This window comes from Stenotrophomonas maltophilia (genome assembly GCF_003970865.1).
Lineage (GTDB): Bacteria > Pseudomonadota > Gammaproteobacteria > Xanthomonadales > Xanthomonadaceae > Stenotrophomonas > Stenotrophomonas maltophilia_AR.
On the sequence record NZ_RXLZ01000027.1, the window covers coordinates 44,156 to 60,484 of the forward strand.

The 16,329-nt window shown below is 66.8% G+C and carries 16 protein-coding genes and 1 pseudogene; 6 read left to right on the forward strand and 11 right to left on the reverse strand.

What is annotated here, in order from left to right; genetic code table 11:
* Window positions 1–16: 16 nt before the first annotated feature.
* The 7 genes from EKL94_RS10900 to EKL94_RS10930 all read right to left on the reverse strand — a co-directional run bounded on the left by EKL94_RS10900 (window position 17) and on the right by EKL94_RS10930 (window position 4,440).
* Entirely contained in the window at window positions 17–466 is a 450-nt protein-coding gene (locus EKL94_RS10900; protein ID WP_126929115.1) for a hypothetical protein, read from the reverse strand.
* Window positions 417–665 (reverse strand): FAD assembly factor SdhE, encoded by a 249-nt coding sequence (locus EKL94_RS10905; protein ID WP_126929116.1) that lies wholly within the window; start codon window positions 663–665, stop codon window positions 417–419. Before EKL94_RS10905 ends, EKL94_RS10900 begins: the two co-directional genes overlap by 50 nt.
* A 98-nt stretch (window positions 666–763) precedes the next feature.
* Window positions 764–1,549 carry a succinate dehydrogenase iron-sulfur subunit gene (locus EKL94_RS10910; protein WP_005409079.1) on the reverse strand — a complete coding sequence of 262 codons (786 nt, stop codon included), beginning with the start codon at window positions 1,547–1,549 and terminating at the stop codon, window positions 764–766.
* Between the two features lie 66 nt (window positions 1,550–1,615).
* Window positions 1,616–3,406 carry a succinate dehydrogenase flavoprotein subunit gene (gene sdhA / locus EKL94_RS10915; RefSeq protein WP_049434180.1) on the reverse strand — a complete coding sequence of 597 codons (1,791 nt, stop codon included), beginning with the start codon at window positions 3,404–3,406 and terminating at the stop codon, window positions 1,616–1,618.
* A 31-nt stretch (window positions 3,407–3,437) separates the two neighbouring features.
* Window positions 3,438–3,824 (reverse strand): succinate dehydrogenase, hydrophobic membrane anchor protein, encoded by a 387-nt coding sequence (sdhD, locus tag EKL94_RS10920; RefSeq protein ID WP_024958619.1) that lies wholly within the window; start codon window positions 3,822–3,824, stop codon window positions 3,438–3,440.
* A complete protein-coding gene (gene sdhC, locus EKL94_RS10925; protein ID WP_024958620.1) occupies window positions 3,821–4,213 on the reverse strand; it encodes a succinate dehydrogenase, cytochrome b556 subunit in 393 nt (130 codons plus the stop codon). Before sdhC ends, sdhD begins: the two co-directional genes overlap by 4 nt.
* Window positions 4,214–4,269: 56 nt before the next feature.
* A complete protein-coding gene (locus tag EKL94_RS10930; protein ID WP_005409075.1) occupies window positions 4,270–4,440 on the reverse strand; it encodes a DUF1674 domain-containing protein in 171 nt (56 codons plus the stop codon).
* Between the two features lie 39 nt (window positions 4,441–4,479).
* Here EKL94_RS10930 and ygfZ point away from each other — a divergent pair, with 39 nt between their 5' ends.
* Window positions 4,480–5,355 carry a CAF17-like 4Fe-4S cluster assembly/insertion protein YgfZ gene (gene ygfZ, locus EKL94_RS10935; RefSeq protein ID WP_126929117.1) on the forward strand — a complete coding sequence of 292 codons (876 nt, stop codon included), beginning with the start codon at window positions 4,480–4,482 and terminating at the stop codon, window positions 5,353–5,355.
* Between the two features lie 159 nt (window positions 5,356–5,514).
* On the opposite strand, the gene EKL94_RS10940 is transcribed toward ygfZ, so the two are convergent.
* A complete protein-coding gene (locus tag EKL94_RS10940) occupies window positions 5,515–6,597 on the reverse strand; it encodes an ABC transporter ATP-binding protein (protein ID WP_126929118.1) in 1,083 nt (360 codons plus the stop codon).
* Window positions 6,598–6,949: 352 nt separating this feature from the next.
* Here EKL94_RS10940 and zwf point away from each other — a divergent pair, with 352 nt between their 5' ends.
* The 5 genes from zwf to EKL94_RS10965 all read left to right on the forward strand — a co-directional run bounded on the left by zwf (window position 6,950) and on the right by EKL94_RS10965 (window position 12,949).
* Window positions 6,950–8,386, forward strand: a complete 1,437-nt coding sequence (zwf, locus tag EKL94_RS10945) for a glucose-6-phosphate dehydrogenase (RefSeq protein ID WP_010484333.1) — start codon at window positions 6,950–6,952, stop codon at window positions 8,384–8,386.
* On the forward strand, window positions 8,383–9,390 hold the full coding sequence (gene glk, locus EKL94_RS10950) for a glucokinase (protein WP_126929119.1): 1,008 nt from the start codon (window positions 8,383–8,385) through the stop codon (window positions 9,388–9,390). Before zwf ends, glk begins: the two co-directional genes overlap by 4 nt.
* Entirely contained in the window at window positions 9,387–10,109 is a 723-nt protein-coding gene (gene pgl / locus EKL94_RS10955; RefSeq protein WP_024958624.1) for a 6-phosphogluconolactonase, read from the forward strand. The genes glk and pgl overlap by 4 nt, the downstream gene beginning before the upstream one ends.
* A 58-nt stretch (window positions 10,110–10,167) precedes the next feature.
* A complete protein-coding gene (gene edd, locus EKL94_RS10960; protein ID WP_126929120.1) occupies window positions 10,168–12,084 on the forward strand; it encodes a phosphogluconate dehydratase in 1,917 nt (638 codons plus the stop codon).
* A 205-nt stretch (window positions 12,085–12,289) separates the two neighbouring features.
* Complete coding sequence (locus tag EKL94_RS10965; protein ID WP_126929121.1) at window positions 12,290–12,949, forward strand: bifunctional 4-hydroxy-2-oxoglutarate aldolase/2-dehydro-3-deoxy-phosphogluconate aldolase; 660 nt, start codon at window positions 12,290–12,292, stop codon at window positions 12,947–12,949.
* 411 nt (window positions 12,950–13,360) lie between these two features.
* On the opposite strand, the gene EKL94_RS10970 is transcribed toward EKL94_RS10965, so the two are convergent.
* The 3 genes and pseudogenes from EKL94_RS10970 to ispG all read right to left on the reverse strand — a co-directional run.
* Complete coding sequence (locus tag EKL94_RS10970) at window positions 13,361–14,008, reverse strand: response regulator (RefSeq protein ID WP_004153112.1); 648 nt, start codon at window positions 14,006–14,008, stop codon at window positions 13,361–13,363.
* A 201-nt stretch (window positions 14,009–14,209) separates the two neighbouring features.
* Window positions 14,210–14,959, reverse strand: a complete 750-nt coding sequence (locus EKL94_RS10975; protein WP_126929122.1) for a phosphatase PAP2 family protein — start codon at window positions 14,957–14,959, stop codon at window positions 14,210–14,212.
* Window positions 14,940–16,136, reverse strand: a pseudogene (gene ispG / locus EKL94_RS10980) (flavodoxin-dependent (E)-4-hydroxy-3-methylbut-2-enyl-diphosphate synthase); the annotation flags it as partial. The gene EKL94_RS10975 and the pseudogene ispG, both read right to left, overlap by 20 nt.
* Between the last annotated feature and the right edge of the window lie 193 nt (window positions 16,137–16,329).

Sequence of the window (16,329 nt, forward strand, 5' to 3'; positions counted from 1 at the left end):
CGCCAGTCAATTCAGCTTATGGTGCCATCGTACGGCGCCGACGGGAAACGGCACGTGCAGCCACGGCCAGACGCAGTTCACGTCGCTGCCCGGGATCGAGCACATCGGGCCAGAACAGCAGGCGCCGGCGGCGCCGGCCCTCACGCCAGAGCAACAGCAGCCAGGGCCCGCGCATCACCAGCTGTGGTGCATCGACGTCCTGCCCGGCCACCTGCAGCGGCTCAGGCGGTACCGGCAGAAGCACCTGCACGCGTGGCCTGCGCTGGCGCCAGGCCAGTTCGGCCAACCCGATGCCCCAGGCCAGCAACACTGCGGGCGTCAGCAGCCGGGGCGGCAGATCCGATGCGCGCAGCAGCCAGGGTGCGGCCAGCAGCACCGCCAGCTGGGCGGCGGCCTGCAGCCGCGAGGGGCGCCACTCAAGGCTTGAGGGCGAGGATCTTCTGCATGAGGGGAATCGCGTGCGCATGTGGGCAGGCCTCATAGCCCATGAACCAGCGCCACAACTTATCGTCCTCGCAGTCGAGCAGGAACAGGAAAACCTCGCGCTCTTCGGTCGGCGCACCGCTCCACTCACGGTCCAGGTAGCGGCCGAACAGCTGGTCCAGTTCGCGCATGCCGCGGCGGCAACGCCAGCGCAGCTTCTTCAGCAGAACGTCTTCTTCCATCGTGTTTCTCCAGATACAGCAAAGCCACGCATGGCGTGGCTCTACTGGGGTGGCACAGCCACGCATGGCGTGGCTCTACCGGGTACAGCCAGAGCCGATCAGGCGCGGCGTTCCATCATCAGCTTCTTGATCTCGGCGATCGCCAGCGCCGGGTTCAGGCCCTTCGGGCAGGTCCGGGCGCAGTTCATGATGGTGTGGCAGCGGTACAGCTTGAACGGATCTTCCAGATCGTCCAGGCGCGCACCGGTGTCCTCATCGCGCGAGTCGATGATCCAGCGATAGGCCTGCAGCAGGATCGCCGGGCCCAGGTAACGCTCGCCGTTCCACCAGTAGCTCGGGCAGCTGGTCGAGCAGCAGGCGCACAGGATGCACTCGTACAGGCCGTCCAGCTTCTTGCGGTCTTCCGGCGACTGCAGGCGCTCACGGTCCGGCGGTGCCGGGGTCTGGGTGCGGATCCACGGCTTGATCGAGGCGTACTGCGCGTAGAAGTGGGTCAGGTCCGGAACCAGATCCTTGACCACGTTCATGTGCGGCAGCGGGTAGATCGGCACTTCCTTCTTGCCGCAGTCCGAGATGGCTCGGGTGCAGGCCAGGGTGTTGGTGCCATCGATGTTCATCGCGCACGAACCACAGATACCTTCGCGGCAGGAGCGGCGGAAGGTCAGGGTCGGGTCGATCTCGTTCTTGATCTTGATCAGGGCGTCCAGGACCATCGGGCCACAGGCGTCCAGATCAACTTCATAGGTATCGGTGCGCGGGTTGCTGTCGTCGTCTGGACTCCAGCGGTAGATCTTGAAGGTACGCACGTTCTTGCCGCCGTTCTTGACGGGGAAGTGCTTGCCCTTCGTGATCTTGGAATTCTTGGGGAGTGAAAACTCGGCCATGGCTGCTCTCGTTGGCTCAGGCGGCCCGCGCCCGTAGGCGCGGATTGCATGGTAGGCGGGGTCGGATCAGTACACGCGCGGCTTCGGCGGCACTACGGACACGTCGTCGGTCAACGTGTACATGTGCACCGGACGGTAGTCGAAGCTGCACTTGCCCTTCTCGTCGACGCTGACCAGGGTGTGCTTCTGCCAGTTGACGTCGTCGCGGTCCGGGAAGTCCTCGTGCGCATGCGCGCCGCGGCTTTCCTTGCGCTGTTCGGCCGAGTTGATCGTCGCCACCGCGTTGAGCAGCAGGTTGTTCAGCTCGTAGGTCTCGATCAGGTCCGAGTTCCACACCAGCGAACGGTCGGAGACCTTCACGTCCTGGAACGAGTCGAAGATCTTGTCCATCTTCTCGCAGCCTTCCTTCAGCGTCTGGCTGGTGCGGAAGACCGCCGCGTCGGCCTGCATGGTGCGCTGCATGCGATCGCGGATGACCGAGGTCGGGGTATCGCCGTTGGCGTGGCGCAGCTTGTCCAGCAGGCCCAGTGCCTTGTCGCAGGCATCAGACGCCAGCGGCTTGTGCGACGCGCCCGGCTTGATGGTCTCGGCGCAGCGGTTGGCCACCGCACGACCGAACACCACCAGATCCAGCAGCGAGTTCGAGCCCAGGCGGTTGGCACCGTGCACCGACACGCAGGCGGCTTCGCCGATGGCGTACAGGCCCGGGATCACCGCGTCGGGGTTGTCGCCATCCTTGCGGACGACTTCGCCGTGGTAGTTGGTCGGGATGCCGCCCATGTTGTAGTGCACGGTCGGGATGACCGGGATCGGCTGTTTGTGCACGTCGACACCGGCGAAGATGCGGGCGCTCTCGGCGATGCCCGGCAGCTTGTCGTCGATCACGCCCGGGCCGAGGTGGGTCAGGTCGAGCAGGATGTGATCCTTGTGCTCGCCGACGCCGCGGCCTTCGCGGATCTCGATGGTCATCGAACGGCTGACCACGTCGCGCGAGGCCAGGTCCTTGTAGTGCGGTGCGTAGCGCTCCATGAAGCGCTCGCCGCTGCTGTTGCGCAGGATGCCACCTTCACCGCGGACACCCTCGGTGATCAGGCAGCCGGCGCCGTAGATGCCGGTCGGGTGGAACTGCACGAACTCCATGTCCTGCATGGCGATACCGGCACGCATGGCCAGGCCACCACCGTCGCCGGTGCAGGTGTGCGCCGAGGTGGCGCTGAAGTAGGCACGGCCGTAGCCGCCGGTGGCCAGCACCACGCCCTGGGCGCGGAACAGGTGCAGGGTGCCGTCGGACATGTCCAGGGCCAGCACGCCGCGGCAGGCGCCTTCATCGTCGAAGATCAGGTCGAGCGCGAAGTACTCGATCATGAAGCGCGCGTCGTGCTTCAGCGACTGCTGGTACAGGGTGTGCAGCATCGCGTGACCGGTACGGTCGGCCGCCGCGCAGGTACGCTGCGCCGCCGGGCCTTCGCCGTACTTGGTGGTCATGCCACCGAACGGACGCTGGTAGATCTTGCCTTCAGCGGTGCGCGAGAACGGCACGCCGTAGTGTTCGAGCTCGATGATGGCCGGGATGGCCTCACGGCACATGTATTCGATGGCGTCCTGGTCGCCCAGCCAGTCCGAACCCTTGATGGTGTCGAAGAAGTGGTAACGCCAGTCGTCCTCGCCCATGTTGGCGAGCGCGGCCGAGATACCGCCCTGGGCGGCAACGGTATGCGAACGGGTCGGGAAGACCTTGGTCAGGCACACGGTCTGCAGGCCCTTGGCGGCCAGGCCGAACGTGGCGCGCAGGCCGGCACCGCCGGCGCCGACCACGACCATGTCGTACTTGTGTTCGGTGATCTTGTAAGCGGACATCTAATCTGGATTCCTGTGTTGGTGCCTGGGCTCAGGCAACGCCGAGGGCGATGCGGCCCACCGCAAACACACTGACGATCATGCCGAGCACGGCGACGAACTTCACCGCGGTCTGCAGCACCAGGGCCAGCAGCGATTCGTGGATGTAATCTTCCAGCACGACCTGCATGCCGAGCTGCGCGTGCCAGAACATGGCGATCAGCAGGCCGATCAGCGGCACGGCATTCCACGGCTTGGCCACGGCAGCGGCAGCGGTCGCGTAGTCCGAGCCCAGCAGGCTCAGCACGAAGACCAGGAACCAGATGCCCAGTGCCACCAGGGCGGCGGCGGTCAGGCGCTGGTGCACGAAGTGCTCGGTGCCGGTCTTGGCCGAACCAAGGCCGCGCACGCTCTTCAACGGGGTACGGAACTTGCTCACGCGGCACCTCCGAACATCACATAGGCCCACACCAGCAGGGTGATCACCAGGCTGCCGATGACCGACAGCCAGCTGCTGCGGATGAAGGCGGGGATGCTGAAGCCGATGGCGAAGTCCTGCACCACATGGCGGATGCCATTGCACAGGTGATAGGCGAACGACCATGTCCACGCGAACAGGAACACGCGGCCATACCAGGCCCCGGCATGGCCGGTGAAGCAGTTCCAGGACTCGGGCCCCATCATCAGGGCCAGCAGGCCGGCGGCGATGATGAGGGCACCAACAGACAGAAAGACGCCAGTGGCTCGATGCAGGATCGAGGTGGCCATCTGAATCTGCCAGCGATACACCTGAAGGTGCGGGGAAAGTGGGCGTTGTCTGGTCGCCATTCGCTGGGCTCGTTGTCTCGGCTGGGCGGCACGTGGCCGCGTTGGCTCAATGCTGATCAGAAATCGATGCAGCGTCCGTTTTTCTCCCAATCGCCGTACCGCACCGGATCAAGTCCGCCGCGGCCGCCGAATTCCTCTGCTTTTTCCTGTTCCACGGGCACGGGTGCCGCGGGGACCAGCGGGGCTTCAGATTCGTCGTCGGGAGTGGGGGTTGTTTGGCCTATCATGTTCGGTCTCGCAACGCACAAATTTTAGACCTCGTTCACGTGCCTGACAACCTGCCCCCTGCTTTCGTCGGATATCCGCGCCTGCCCGGCCACCAGTTGCTGAGCCTGCAGGGCGCGGATGCGGCCGTTTTCGCCCACGCCCAGTTCAGCAGCGACGTCACCGCCCTGCCCCTGCTGCACTGGCAGTGGAGCGCCTGGTTGAGCGCCAAGGGCCGCACCCTGGCAGTGTTCCAGCTGCTGCGGCTGGCCGAAGACCACGTGCTGCTGGTGCTGGCCGACGGCAATGCCGATGCGATTGCGTCGCAACTGCAGCGCTTCGTGTTCCGCCGCAAGGTGAAGGTGGCAGTGCGCAGCGACCTGGCCGCGGCCGGCGCGTTTACCGCGCCCGAGGCCGCCAGCGGCGCCGCGATTGCGCAGACTGCAGGTGACGGCTGGGAACTGGATCTGGGCAGCGATGCACTCCCACGCACCCTGCGCATTGGCACCGCCGAGGCCTTCGCCGCCGGCAGTGAAGACGATGAGGCCGCTTTCGCCCTGGCCTGGCGCCAGGCCGACCTGCGCTACGGCCTGCCGCGGCTGGAAGAAAGCCAGCGCGAAGTGTGGACCCCGCAGCAGCTGGGCCTGGACCGCCTGAACGGCTACAGCGTGAAGAAGGGCTGCTACCCGGGCCAGGAAATCGTTGCCCGCACCCACTTCCTCGGCAAGGCCAAGCGCGCGGTGCAGCTGCTGCATACCGCAGCACCGGCGCAGGCCGGCGATGGTGTGCAGCAGGACGGCGCGGCGCTGGGCACGATTGCCTGCGTGGCCGGCGACCTGGCACTGGCAGTGCTGCCGCTGGAGGCCAGCGATGCGGATCTGCAGGTGAGTGGTGCCGTGGCGCAGCGCATGCCGTTGCTGGATGGGCTGGCACGCTGAATCTGAAGGGCTCTCATCCACGCATGGCGTGGATCTTCTGACCAGCCCGGTGGGTGCGGACCGTTGGTCCGCACGCCTTCGGCGCAGGAGTGGTAGTGCCAGCCGCTGGCCGGCAACCACGCACGGTTGAGGTTGCCGGCCAGCGGCCGGCACTACCCCTTACAGGCGCTCGCCGGTTTCCGGGCTGAAGAAATGCAGGCCCTGCGGGTGGATCGCCACGCGGATCTGCTCGCCCACCGCCGGCAGCGTCTGCGGCGCCACGCGCATGGTCAGCGCATGCTGGCCGCTGCTCAGATTGACGAATATCTCGTTGCCGACCGGCTCGATGCCTTCGATGCGCGCGGTGAATGCATGCGCATCATCGGCAGCCGCCGGCTGCAGGTGCTCCGGGCGCACGCCCACCGCGATCGGCTTCTGCAACCACGCCGGATCGATCGTGGCCTGGCCCAGCGGCGCACGCCATTCGCCGTCGACCACGGTCACGCCACCGGCATCGCCCTGCAGCGTGCCACGCAGCACGTTCATTGCCGGGCTGCCGAGGAAACCCGCCACGAACAGATTGGCCGGGCGGTCGTACAGCGCCATCGGCGTATCGATCTGCTGGATGACGCCATCCTTCAGCACCACGATGCGCTGACCCAGGGTCATCGCTTCGACCTGATCGTGCGTCACGTAGATCATGGTGGTGCCCAGCTTGCGGTGCAGCTGCGCGATCTCGGTGCGCACGCTGTGGCGCAGCTTGGCATCCAGATTGGACAGCGGTTCGTCGAGCAGGAACACCGCCGGCTCGCGCACCAGCGCCCGGCCCAGCGCAACACGCTGGCGCTGGCCGCCGGACATCGCCTTGGGCAGCTTGTCCATCATCTCGGTCAGGCCCAGCGTCTGCGCTGCTTCGGCGATGCGCTTGTCGATGGTCGCCTTGTCATGGCCGCGCAGCTTCAGGCCGAAGGCCAGGTTCTCGGCCACGGTCATGTGCGGATACAGCGCGTAGCTCTGGAACACCATGGCGATGTCGCGATCCTTCGGCGCCACGTCGTTGACCACGCGGTCACCGATGGTCAGCGTGCCACCACTGATCTCTTCCAGGCCAGCCACCATCCGCAGCAGGGTCGACTTGCCACAGCCGGACGGACCGACCAGCACCATCAGCTCGCCATCGGCGACCTCGAAGCTGGCGTCCTTCACCGCGACCTGGCCGTTGTCATAGACCTTGCGCACACCCTGCAACTGCACTTTTGCCATATCACCTATCCGGTCCGCCCGAAGCCGGGCTGTCTTTTGGGACTGCCTCGGCCCTCCCGATGGCAGTGATGATTGCGCGCCTGCCGCATGACGGCGAGCACTGCAATCGAATACAGTTGCCCATTCTGCCATGTAAACGTTTTCACGTGGCACTATCCGATGATCGGTGCGCACCGATCTGCGTCGGCGGTTGAACGAAGCTTCCGCCGAGGCAGTGGTTTCGAATGGAACGGTCTTCCGGTACCCCGGAGACCGCCCCCGACGAACCTCGGACAGGCAGTTGCGCGGATGTCCCCCGAACCCAGCCATGAAGCGATTGACAACGATGTCACCCGGATCTGAAACTCGAGCGATGCACGACACCCTCTTCCTGTTCGGTGCCACAGGTGATCTGGCCCAGCGCTACCTGTTCCCTTCGCTGCTTCGCCTGCTTGGCGACGGCCTGCTGCCGGAGGACTTCCGCATCCGTGCGCTGGCCCTGTCCGGGCATGACACCGAAGCCTTCCATGACATCCTGCGGCCGCGCCTGCAGCAGGCCATGCCGATGGCCACGCAGGACGACATCAGTGCCCTGCTGCGCCGCATCGACTACCGTTCGGTGGATCTGCGCGACGTCGACTCGGTTGCCGCCGCAGTCTCCGACCTGGTGCACCGCAAGTGCGTCAGCTACCTGGCCATCCCGCCGGGCCTGTACATCTCCACCTGCGAAGGCCTGGCCAAGGGCGGCGCCCTCGCCGCACCGGCACGCCTGATGCTGGAGAAGCCGATCGGCAGCGACAGCGAGAGCGCCGAGGAAATCATCAGCACCATCGGCCAGTGGATCGACGAGGACCGCGTGTTCCGTCTCGACCATTACCTGGGCAAGGCGGCGGTGCAGAACCTGATCGCGCTGCGCTTCGGCAACACGCTGCTGGAAGCGGTATGGAACCGCAATTACATCGAATCGGTGCACATCCTGGTGGCCGAGAGCGAAGGCGTGGATGGCCGCGACGCCTACTACGCGCGCTCCGGCGCGCTGCGCGACATGGTGCAGAGCCACATCCTGCAGCTGCTGTGCATGGTGGCGATGGAACCGCCGGCGTCGCTGGAAGCAGATCGCATCCGCGACGAGAAGGTCAAGGTGCTGCGCGCCCTGCGCCCGCTTGATGCCAAGCACGCCGCGCGTGACAGCATCCGTGGCCGCTACACCGCCGGCACCATCAACGGCCAGCCGGCCCAGGCCTACCAGCCGCCGGAAGGCAGCGACGTGGAAACCTTCGCCGGTGTCACCGCGCATATCGACAACTGGCGCTGGAGCGGCGTGCCGTTCCACCTGGTCACCGGCAAGCGCCTGCCCGAGCGCACCACCCGCGTGGTGGTCACGCTGAAGCCGGTCACCCACTGGCTGTTCGAGCGCCCGCAGCGTGCGCAGGCCGCACCGAACCGCCTGGTGTTCCAGCTGCAGCCGCAGGAGAACATCGAGCTGGGCCTGATGAGCAGCCTGGCCGGCCCGGAATGGGGCGCGCTGGAACTGCATCCGCTGGAACTGGAACTGTCGGTGCCGACCGGCCTGCACCGCCGCATCGCCTACGAACGCCTGTTCCTGGATGCCTTCAACGGCAATCACACGCTGTTCGTGCGCGATGACGAAGTGCGCGCAGCGTGGGCCTGGATCGACAGCGTCGCTGACGCATGGAAGGACGCCAAGCTGCCGCTGGAGCCCTACCCGGCCGGCCAATGGGGTCCGAGCAATGCGGGCGAGTTCCTGCCGCAGGGCGTGGACGCGCCGGACAGCGGAGCGTCGGCATGAGTGCCAGCCCGCAGCCGGTGCTGGTCGCCGACATCGGCGGCACCAATGCCCGCTTCGCCCTGGCTGACACGACGCAGGACGCACCACTGCAGAAAGACAGCATCCGCGAGTACGCGGTGGCGGAGTTCCCGTCGCTGGGTGATGCAGCGCGCCACCACCTGGAACAGATCGGCGCCACGGCCAGCCGCGGCGTATTCGCGGTTGCCGGTCGCGTTGACGGTGACGAGGCGCGCATCACCAACCATCCGTGGGTGATCTCGCGCAGCCGCACCGCAGCGATGCTCGGTTTCAACGAGCTGCACCTGATCAACGACTTCGCCGCACAGGCAATGGCGATTTCGCTGCTGCAGCCCGATGACGTGGTCCAGGTCGGCGGCGCCGCCTGGGTCCCGGGCAAGCCCGGTCAGCCGCGCAACTACGCGGTGATCGGCCCGGGTACCGGCCTGGGTGTCGGCGGCCTGATCCTGCGTCATGGCCGTTGCTACCCGCTGGAAACCGAAGGCGGCCATGTCAGCTTCCCGCCGGGAACCCCGGAGGAGATCCGCATCCTGGAAATCCTCTCCGAGCAGTTCGGCCGCGTCTCCAATGAGCGCCTGATCTGCGGCCCCGGCCTGGTCAACATCCATCGCGCCGTGTGCGAGATGGCCGGTATCGATCCCGGCCAGCTGCAGCCGGTGGACGTGACCGCCCGTGCCCTGCACGGTGATCCGCAGGCGATGCGCACCGTAGATGTGTTCTGCGCGGTGTTCGGCGCCATCGCTGGCGACCTGGTACTGACCCAGGGTGCCTGGGACGGCGTATTCCTGACCGGCGGCCTGACCCCGAAGATGCTCGATTCGCTGCAGCACTCCGGTTTCCGCCAGCGCTTCGAACACAAGGGGCGGTTCTCTTCGATCATGGCGCGGGTCCCCTCGTTGGCCGTGATGCATCCCCACGCCGGCTTGCTGGGCGCCGCCGCCTATGCCGCCGACGCCGAACGTGACGCACCTGGAGTTGCCGCATGAGCCCCACCTTCCACGACGATCGCATCGAATTCATCAACCACGGCGATGCTGATGGCTGGATCGAGGCGGTGGCCGCCGAGATGGCGCAGACCCTCAACCACGACATCAACGAAGTGGGCCGCGCCCGCATCCTGTTGTCTGGCGGCACCACGCCGGCGCCGGTCTACCAGGCGCTGGCCGAACTGGACGTGCACTGGGACCGGGTGGAAGTGAGCCTGGCCGACGAGCGCTGGCTGTCGCCGCAGGACCGCGACAGCAATGCCTGGCTGGTGCGCGAGAACCTGCTCAAGCGCGCCGAAGGTGCGCATTTCGATCCGCTGGTGCGCATCGGCAAGCCGCTGCCGGAATGCGTCTACACCGCCAACCTGCAGGCCCAGCACAGCCAGCCGCCGAGCCTGGTGGCACTGGGCATGGGCAACGATGGCCACACCGCCTCGCTGTTCCCGGGCTCCAGGGACCTGGCCCGTGCACTGGAAAGCACCCTGCCCTACGCGGCACTGGATGCCACCGGCTGCCCGGGCGCGAACCAGTGGCCGCTGCGCATCACGCTGACCCCGCACGGCCTGCGCCAGTGCCGCCAGCGCCTGCTGCTGCTGCGCGGCAAGCAGAAGCTGCAGGTGCTGCGCCAGGCACTGGACAGCAACGACGCCCAGCAGTACCCGATCCTCAACGCGATCAACCTGGAAGGCGCGCGGCTGCGCGTCCACTGGGCTGATTGATGTCGGCGGCGGCGCCGCGCCGCCGCTTGCCTCTCGCCACCACGAACGCCGGTAGCCAATGAGCCTCCATCCGCAACTGCAAGCCATCACTGAGCGTGTCATCCGCCGCAGCGCCGCCTCGCGTGCCGCCTATCTGGCCGCGATCGACGCCTCCCTGCGTGAGGGCCCGTTCCGCAGCCGCCTGAGCTGCGGCAACCTCGCGCACGGGTTCGCCGCCTGTGGCGGCACCGACAAGAGCCGCCTGCGCGGCGGGGTGACGCCGAACCTCGGCATCATCACCGCCTACAACGACATGCTGTCGGCGCATCAGCCGTTCGAGACCTATCCGGAACAGATCCGCGACATCGCCCGCGAGCTCGGTGCTACGGCACAGGTGGCCGGCGCCGTGCCGGCGATGTGCGACGGCGTCACCCAGGGCCGTGGTGGCATGGAACTGTCGCTGTTCTCGCGCGATGTGATCGCCCAGGCCACGGCGATCGGCCTCAGCCATGACATGTTCGATACCACCGTCTACCTCGGCGTGTGCGACAAGATCGTGCCGGGCCTGCTGATCGGTGCGCTGGCGTTCGGCCACCTGCCGGCGGTGTTCGTGCCGGCCGGCCCGATGACCCCGGGCATCCCCAACAAGCAGAAGGCCGAAGTACGCGAGCGCTACGCCGCCGGCGAAGCCACCCGCGAAGAACTGCTGGAAGCCGAGTCCGCGTCGTACCACGGCGCCGGCACCTGCACCTTCTACGGCACGGCCAACTCCAACCAGGTGCTGCTGGAAGCAATGGGCGTGCAGCTGCCGGGCGCGTCGTTCGTCAATCCGGGCACGCCGCTGCGCGACGCGTTGACCCGCGAAGCGACCGAACGTGCACTGGACATCACCGCACTGGGCGACGACTTCCGCCCACTGGGCCGGATCATCGACGAGCGCGCGATCATCAACGCGGTCATCGCGCTGATGGCCACCGGCGGCTCGACCAACCACACCATCCACTGGATCGCGGTGGCGCGTGCGGCCGGCATCGTGCTGACCTGGGACGACTTCGACGAACTGTCGCAGCTGATCCCGCTGCTGGCCCGCGTCTATCCGAACGGCGAGGCCGACGTGAACCGCTTCGCGGCTGCCGGTGGCCCGGCGTTCGTGTTCGGCGAACTGATCAAGGCCGGCCTGATGCACGGCGACCTGGTCAGCGTCGCGCGTGGCGGCATGGCCGACTACGCACGCGAACCGCAACTGCGCGACAGCCAGCTGGTCTATCTGCCGGGCCTGGAACGCAGCGCCGATGACGAAGTGGTGCGTGGCGTCGACAACCCGTTCGAGCACCAGGGTGGCCTGCGCCTGCTGCGTGGCAACCTCGGCAAGTCGCTGATCAAGCTGTCGGCGGTGAAGCCGCAGTACCGCACGATCGAAGCACCGGCCGTGGTGGTCGATGCACCGCAGGTGTTGAACAAGCTGCATGCCGGTGGCCTGCTGCCCGAGCATTTCGTGGCGGTGGTGCGTTACCAGGGCCCGCGAGCGAACGGCATGCCGGAACTGCATTCGCTGGCGCCGCTGCTGGGCCTGCTGCAGAACCAGGGCCGGCGCGTGGCGCTGGTCACCGACGGCCGCCTGTCGGGCGCCTCGGGCAAGATTCCGGCGGCGATTCACGTGACGCCGGAAGCGGCACGCGGTGGCCCGCTGGCCAAGGTGCGCGAGGGCGACATGATCCGCCTGGATGGCGAGGCCGGCACGCTGGAAGTGCTGGTGGACGCGGCCGAATGGGCCGCGCGCCCGCTGGCGCCGAATACCGCGCCTGCCGCGCATGATATGGGCCGCAATCTGTTCGCGATCAACCGTCGCGTGGTGGGCCCGGCCGACCAGGGCGCGATTTCGATTTCGTGCGGGCCGGCGGCAGCCGATGGCGGGCCGTGGGAGTACGACGCGGAATACGAGCTGGGGCACGATGCCGCGGCGGCGGCGGCGCCGCATGAGGCAAAAGACGCCTGAAGCGAAAAGCCGCGACAGGCTTCCCGGCTTGGGCAGTAGAGCGCCCTGGCCGGGACACGCTGTAAACCCATCCATGGGGGCTCGGTCGCGGCATCCATGCCGCTCACGGTCCCGGCCAGGGCGCTCTACTGCCCTTGGACAATTCCCGGCGCGTCATTTGCGCTGCGGCCACTGAATCAAGAAGAGCAAAGGCAAGGGCAAAAGCATGGGTATCGAACAACATCAGGTTAAGGCGGCGGAGCTGTTGCATGCGGCGGGCATCCTGCCGGTGGTGACGATTCATACGCTGGACCAGGCGCGGGCGGTCAGTGCGGCGCTGCTGGAAGGTGGCTTGCCGGCGATCGAGCTGACGCTGCGTACGCCGGTGGCGATGGAAGCGCTGGCGATGCTCAAGCGTGAGCTGCCGGATGTGGTGGTGGGTGCCGGTACGGTGCTGACCGTGGAGCAGATGCAGCAGTCGATCGATGCGGGCGCGGACTTCCTGGTGACCCCGGGTACGCCGCCGGTACTGGCCGATGCACTGGCCGCCGCACCGCTGCCGGTGGTGCCGGGTGCGGCGACGCCGACCGAGCTGCTGTCGCTCTACGCCCGCGGCTTCCGCGTGTGCAAGCTGTTCCCGGCCACGGCCGTGGGCGGGCTGGCGATGATCAAGGGACTGGCCGGGCCGGTGGCGGACCTGAAGCTGTGCCCGACCGGCGGCATCACGGAAAACACCGCTGCCGAATACCTCGAGCAGAAGAACGTGGTCTGCATCGGTGGTTCGTGGATGGTGCCGGGCAACTGGATCGCCAACGGCGAATGGGACAAGGTGCGCGCCAGCGCCGCAGACGCCGCCAAGATCATCAAGCGCGTGCGCGGCCACTGAGCCCGACAAAGGTGTAGAGCCGAGCCCATGCTCGGCTCCGGCATCATCAGGGGTCAGAGCCTTTCCCACCGGGAAAGTGATCCGCCCCCGGGTAACGAGCGCGCAAAGCGCGCGACCCGCTCCTGCTCTTCAATCTTCATTCCGCGGTGGCGGCGCACGGAAACTGTCCGTGGCCGGGCGGATGGGTTGTGCAGGGCGTGAGTCGCATGGGCCCGAGGCACGCCTCGGGCGGGTTGGGTAGGACGCCCAACCCTGGCCTTGCCGTGTGCGCAGGACAGCGCACACGAGCAAGCGGCGACCGAGCTTACAGGGACGTACTTGCAGCGCCCCCTGCACAGCCCATCCGCCCGGCCAACCACCACAATCCAACCGCACTACTACCGCGAGGGGCTCAGCCGTTGGCCGAACCCCTTACAGCGGCCGTGCTGGATCCACCAGCCCGTACTGGCTGGCCATCCGCGCCAACGCGATATTGTCGTGGATCCCCATCTTCTCGAACAACCGCGCCTTGTGCGTGTTCACCGTCTTCGCACTCAGGCTCAGCCGCCGCGCGATGTCTTCCTGGCGCAGGCCCTGGGTCAGCAGCAACGCCACTTCCAGCTCGCGCGGCGACAGGCTGTCGAACGGCGAACCGTTGCCTTCCACCGTCGACAGCGCCAGGTTCTGCGCGATGCTGGTGCCCAGGTAGCGACGGCCACCGGCCACGTCACGCACCGCGCGCAACAGCTCCTGCGCATCACAGCCCTTGCCGATGTAGCCGGCAGCACCGGCTTCGAGCAGCCGCTTCGGCAGCGGGCCATCTTCCAGCACCGACACGATCACCACGCGGGTATTGCGGTGGCTGCGCACGATGCGCTCGGTCACTTCCATCCCGCTCACACCCGGCAGGTGCAGGTCACACAGCACCACATCCGGCAGCAGCTGGCGGACTTCACGCAGCGCGTCTTCGCCGGTCTCGGCTTCGCCCACCACCTCGATGTCGGTTTCCCCCGACAGAATCATCTTCATCCCGGTGCGGACCAGCGCGTGGTCATCCACCAGGTAGACTCGAATCGTCATTCACGTACCTCTTCGAATGCGGCCATTGCAGGTCAAGCTAGGCAGGGTGCCGATACCCCTGCAAGCGCGTTCGGAATGCGACCCCGGCAATCTGCCTTGCGCATCACACTACCGCGCGTTGTGCTTGCCCCCTGTCTTGCAGAACCTGCTGCAACGAAACAACTGATCTATCACGTAGACGTCCCTCAAGGGCCATCCACGTCAATCCCCCTGTGATGATGCTTCGCTGGCCTTCGCTGGCGGCGAGCCGTGACGTCGCCATGGGTGCCGGCGACTGAACATGACCAGATAGCACCCTACCACCCAAACCAGCGCGGCACACCATCCGGCCAGGATATCGGAGGGGTAATGCACCCCCAGGTAGACCCGGGACACGCTGACCAGCAGGCTGAATGCCGGTGCCAGCAGCAGCACCGGCCAGCGCCAGCGGGTGTTCCAGGCCAGCAGCACCAGGGTCACCGCCAGGGTCATCGAGCCCATCGCGTGGCCGCTGGGAAAGCTGAACGTCGATTCCGGCGCGATCGATTCCCACAGGCTGGGGCGCTGGCGCTGGAAGAAGTGCTTGCTGCCCATGTTCAGCAGCGCCGAGCCGACGAAGCTGACCGCCACGAACGTAGCCTCGCGCCAACGCCGGTAGCCCAGCAGAACGCCGATGATCAGCACGTCGGCCGGAATCAGGAACCATTCGTAGCCCAGTTTCGAGATGAGCACGAAGAAGCGGTCCAGCAGCGGCGAATGCAGGCCATGCATCTGCCACAGCAGGGGGGCGTCGAAATGGAACGATTCAAACTCGTGCACCTCGTCAGCCAGGGCGACGAAGCCGGCCAGCGGCAGCAGCACGCCACCGAACAGCAGGACCAGGCGCCAGGCATTGCGCGCCATCCAGTGGCGGAAGCCGGAGGCGGACTCCGGTGCAGCGAGGATCGCAGGCTTATCCGGCGCTTCGGACATACTTGTGTTCGACGTAATCGTCGATCAGGGCGACGAACTCCTGGGCGATGTTGTCGCCACGCAGGGTCACCTTCTTCTCGCCATCGACGAACACCGGCGCTGCAGGCGTTTCACCCGTGCCCGGCAACGAGATGCCGATGTTGGCATGACGCGACTCACCCGGCCCGTTGACGATGCAGCCCATCACCGCCAGGGTCATGTTCTCTGCACCCGGGTGGTGGATCTTCCACAGCGGCATCTTCTCGCGCACGTGGTTCTGCACCACCTTGGCCAGCTCCTGGAAGAACTCGGAGGTGGTGCGGCCGCAGCCTGGGCAGGCCGTGACCAGCGGCGTGAAGGCACGCTGCCCGGTGGTCTGCAGCAGTTCCTGGGCGACGATCACTTCCTGCGTACGCGACTGGCCCGGTTCCGGGGTCAGCGAGATGCGGATGGTGTCACCGATGCCTTCCTGCAGCAGCACGCTCAGCGCTGCGGACGAGGCGACGATGCCCTTGCTGCCGATACCGGCCTCGGTCAGGCCCAGATGCAGGGCGAAGTCCGAGCGCTGGGCCAGGTCGCGGTACACCGCGATCAGCTCCTGTACGCCACTGACCTTGGCCGACAGCACGATGCGGTCGCGCGGCAGGCCGAGCTCCACCGCCTGCCCGGCCGAGTCCAGCGCCGAGCGGATCAGCGCCTCGCGCAGCACGCGGCCGGCATCCCAGGGCTGTTCGCGGTGGTTGTTCTCGTCCATCAGCTTCGCCGCCAGGGCCTGGTCCAGCGAGCCCCAGTTGGCGCCGATGCGCACCGGCTTGTTGTAGCGGATCGCGAACTCGATCAACTGGGCGAACTGCAGGTCCTTCTTCTTGCCGAAGCCGACGTTGCCCGGGTTGATGCGGTACTTGGCCAGCGCTTCGGCACACGCCGGCTCGGCGGTCAGCAGCTGGTGGCCGTTGTAGTGGAAGTCACCGATCAGCGGCACGTCGATGCCCATCATCGCCAGCTTGTCGACGATGCGCGGGATCGCCGCAGCGGCTTCAACGGTGTTGACGGTCAAACGCACCATTTCCGAACCCGCACGCCACAACTCGGCCACCTGCTTGACGCTGGAGGCCACGTCGGAGGTGTCGGTGTTGGTCATCGACTGCACCACGACCGGCTTGCCTCCACCTACGGTGACCCCGCCGATCTGCACGGCATGGTCGCAACCGCGGCGTGACGCAGGAGGCTGTTACTCCGGTGGTGTTGCCATCTCGGCCTCACACGCACATCCCCCGCGTGTGATTCTACCTCACGCAGCGGTCCAAGCTGTGGCTCGGTGGGTGTGTAGAGGGTTCTTTTGCCGCCACAACCATCGATGCCGCAGCGCCGTCGCGCCACTAAGTCGTATG

What these genes read in the sequence shown, in the direction of transcription:
- EKL94_RS10900 (WP_126929115.1), bottom strand. Translation starts at nt 466, where the DNA reads ATGCGCACGCGATTCCCCTCATGCAGAAGATCCTCGCCCTCAAGCCTT.
- EKL94_RS10905 (WP_126929116.1), bottom strand. Translation starts at nt 665, where the DNA reads ATGGAAGAAGACGTTCTGCTGAAGAAGCTGCGCTGGCGTTGCCGCCGC.
- EKL94_RS10910 (WP_005409079.1), bottom strand. Translation starts at nt 1,549, where the DNA reads ATGGCCGAGTTTTCACTCCCCAAGAATTCCAAGATCACGAAGGGCAAG.
- sdhA (WP_049434180.1), bottom strand. Translation starts at nt 3,406, where the DNA reads ATGTCCGCTTACAAGATCACCGAACACAAGTACGACATGGTCGTGGTC.
- sdhC (WP_024958620.1), bottom strand. Translation starts at nt 4,213, where the DNA reads ATGGCGACCAGACAACGCCCACTTTCCCCGCACCTTCAGGTGTATCGC.
- EKL94_RS10930 (WP_005409075.1), bottom strand. Translation starts at nt 4,440, where the DNA reads ATGATAGGCCAAACAACCCCCACTCCCGACGACGAATCTGAAGCCCCG.
- EKL94_RS10940 (WP_126929118.1), bottom strand. Translation starts at nt 6,597, where the DNA reads ATGGCAAAAGTGCAGTTGCAGGGTGTGCGCAAGGTCTATGACAACGGC.
- zwf (WP_010484333.1), top strand. Translation starts at nt 6,950, where the DNA reads ATGCACGACACCCTCTTCCTGTTCGGTGCCACAGGTGATCTGGCCCAG.
- glk (WP_126929119.1), top strand. Translation starts at nt 8,383, where the DNA reads ATGAGTGCCAGCCCGCAGCCGGTGCTGGTCGCCGACATCGGCGGCACC.
- pgl (WP_024958624.1), top strand. Translation starts at nt 9,387, where the DNA reads ATGAGCCCCACCTTCCACGACGATCGCATCGAATTCATCAACCACGGC.
- edd (WP_126929120.1), top strand. Translation starts at nt 10,168, where the DNA reads ATGAGCCTCCATCCGCAACTGCAAGCCATCACTGAGCGTGTCATCCGC.
- EKL94_RS10965 (WP_126929121.1), top strand. Translation starts at nt 12,290, where the DNA reads ATGGGTATCGAACAACATCAGGTTAAGGCGGCGGAGCTGTTGCATGCG.
- EKL94_RS10970 (WP_004153112.1), bottom strand. Translation starts at nt 14,008, where the DNA reads ATGACGATTCGAGTCTACCTGGTGGATGACCACGCGCTGGTCCGCACC.
- EKL94_RS10975 (WP_126929122.1), bottom strand. Translation starts at nt 14,959, where the DNA reads ATGTCCGAAGCGCCGGATAAGCCTGCGATCCTCGCTGCACCGGAGTCC.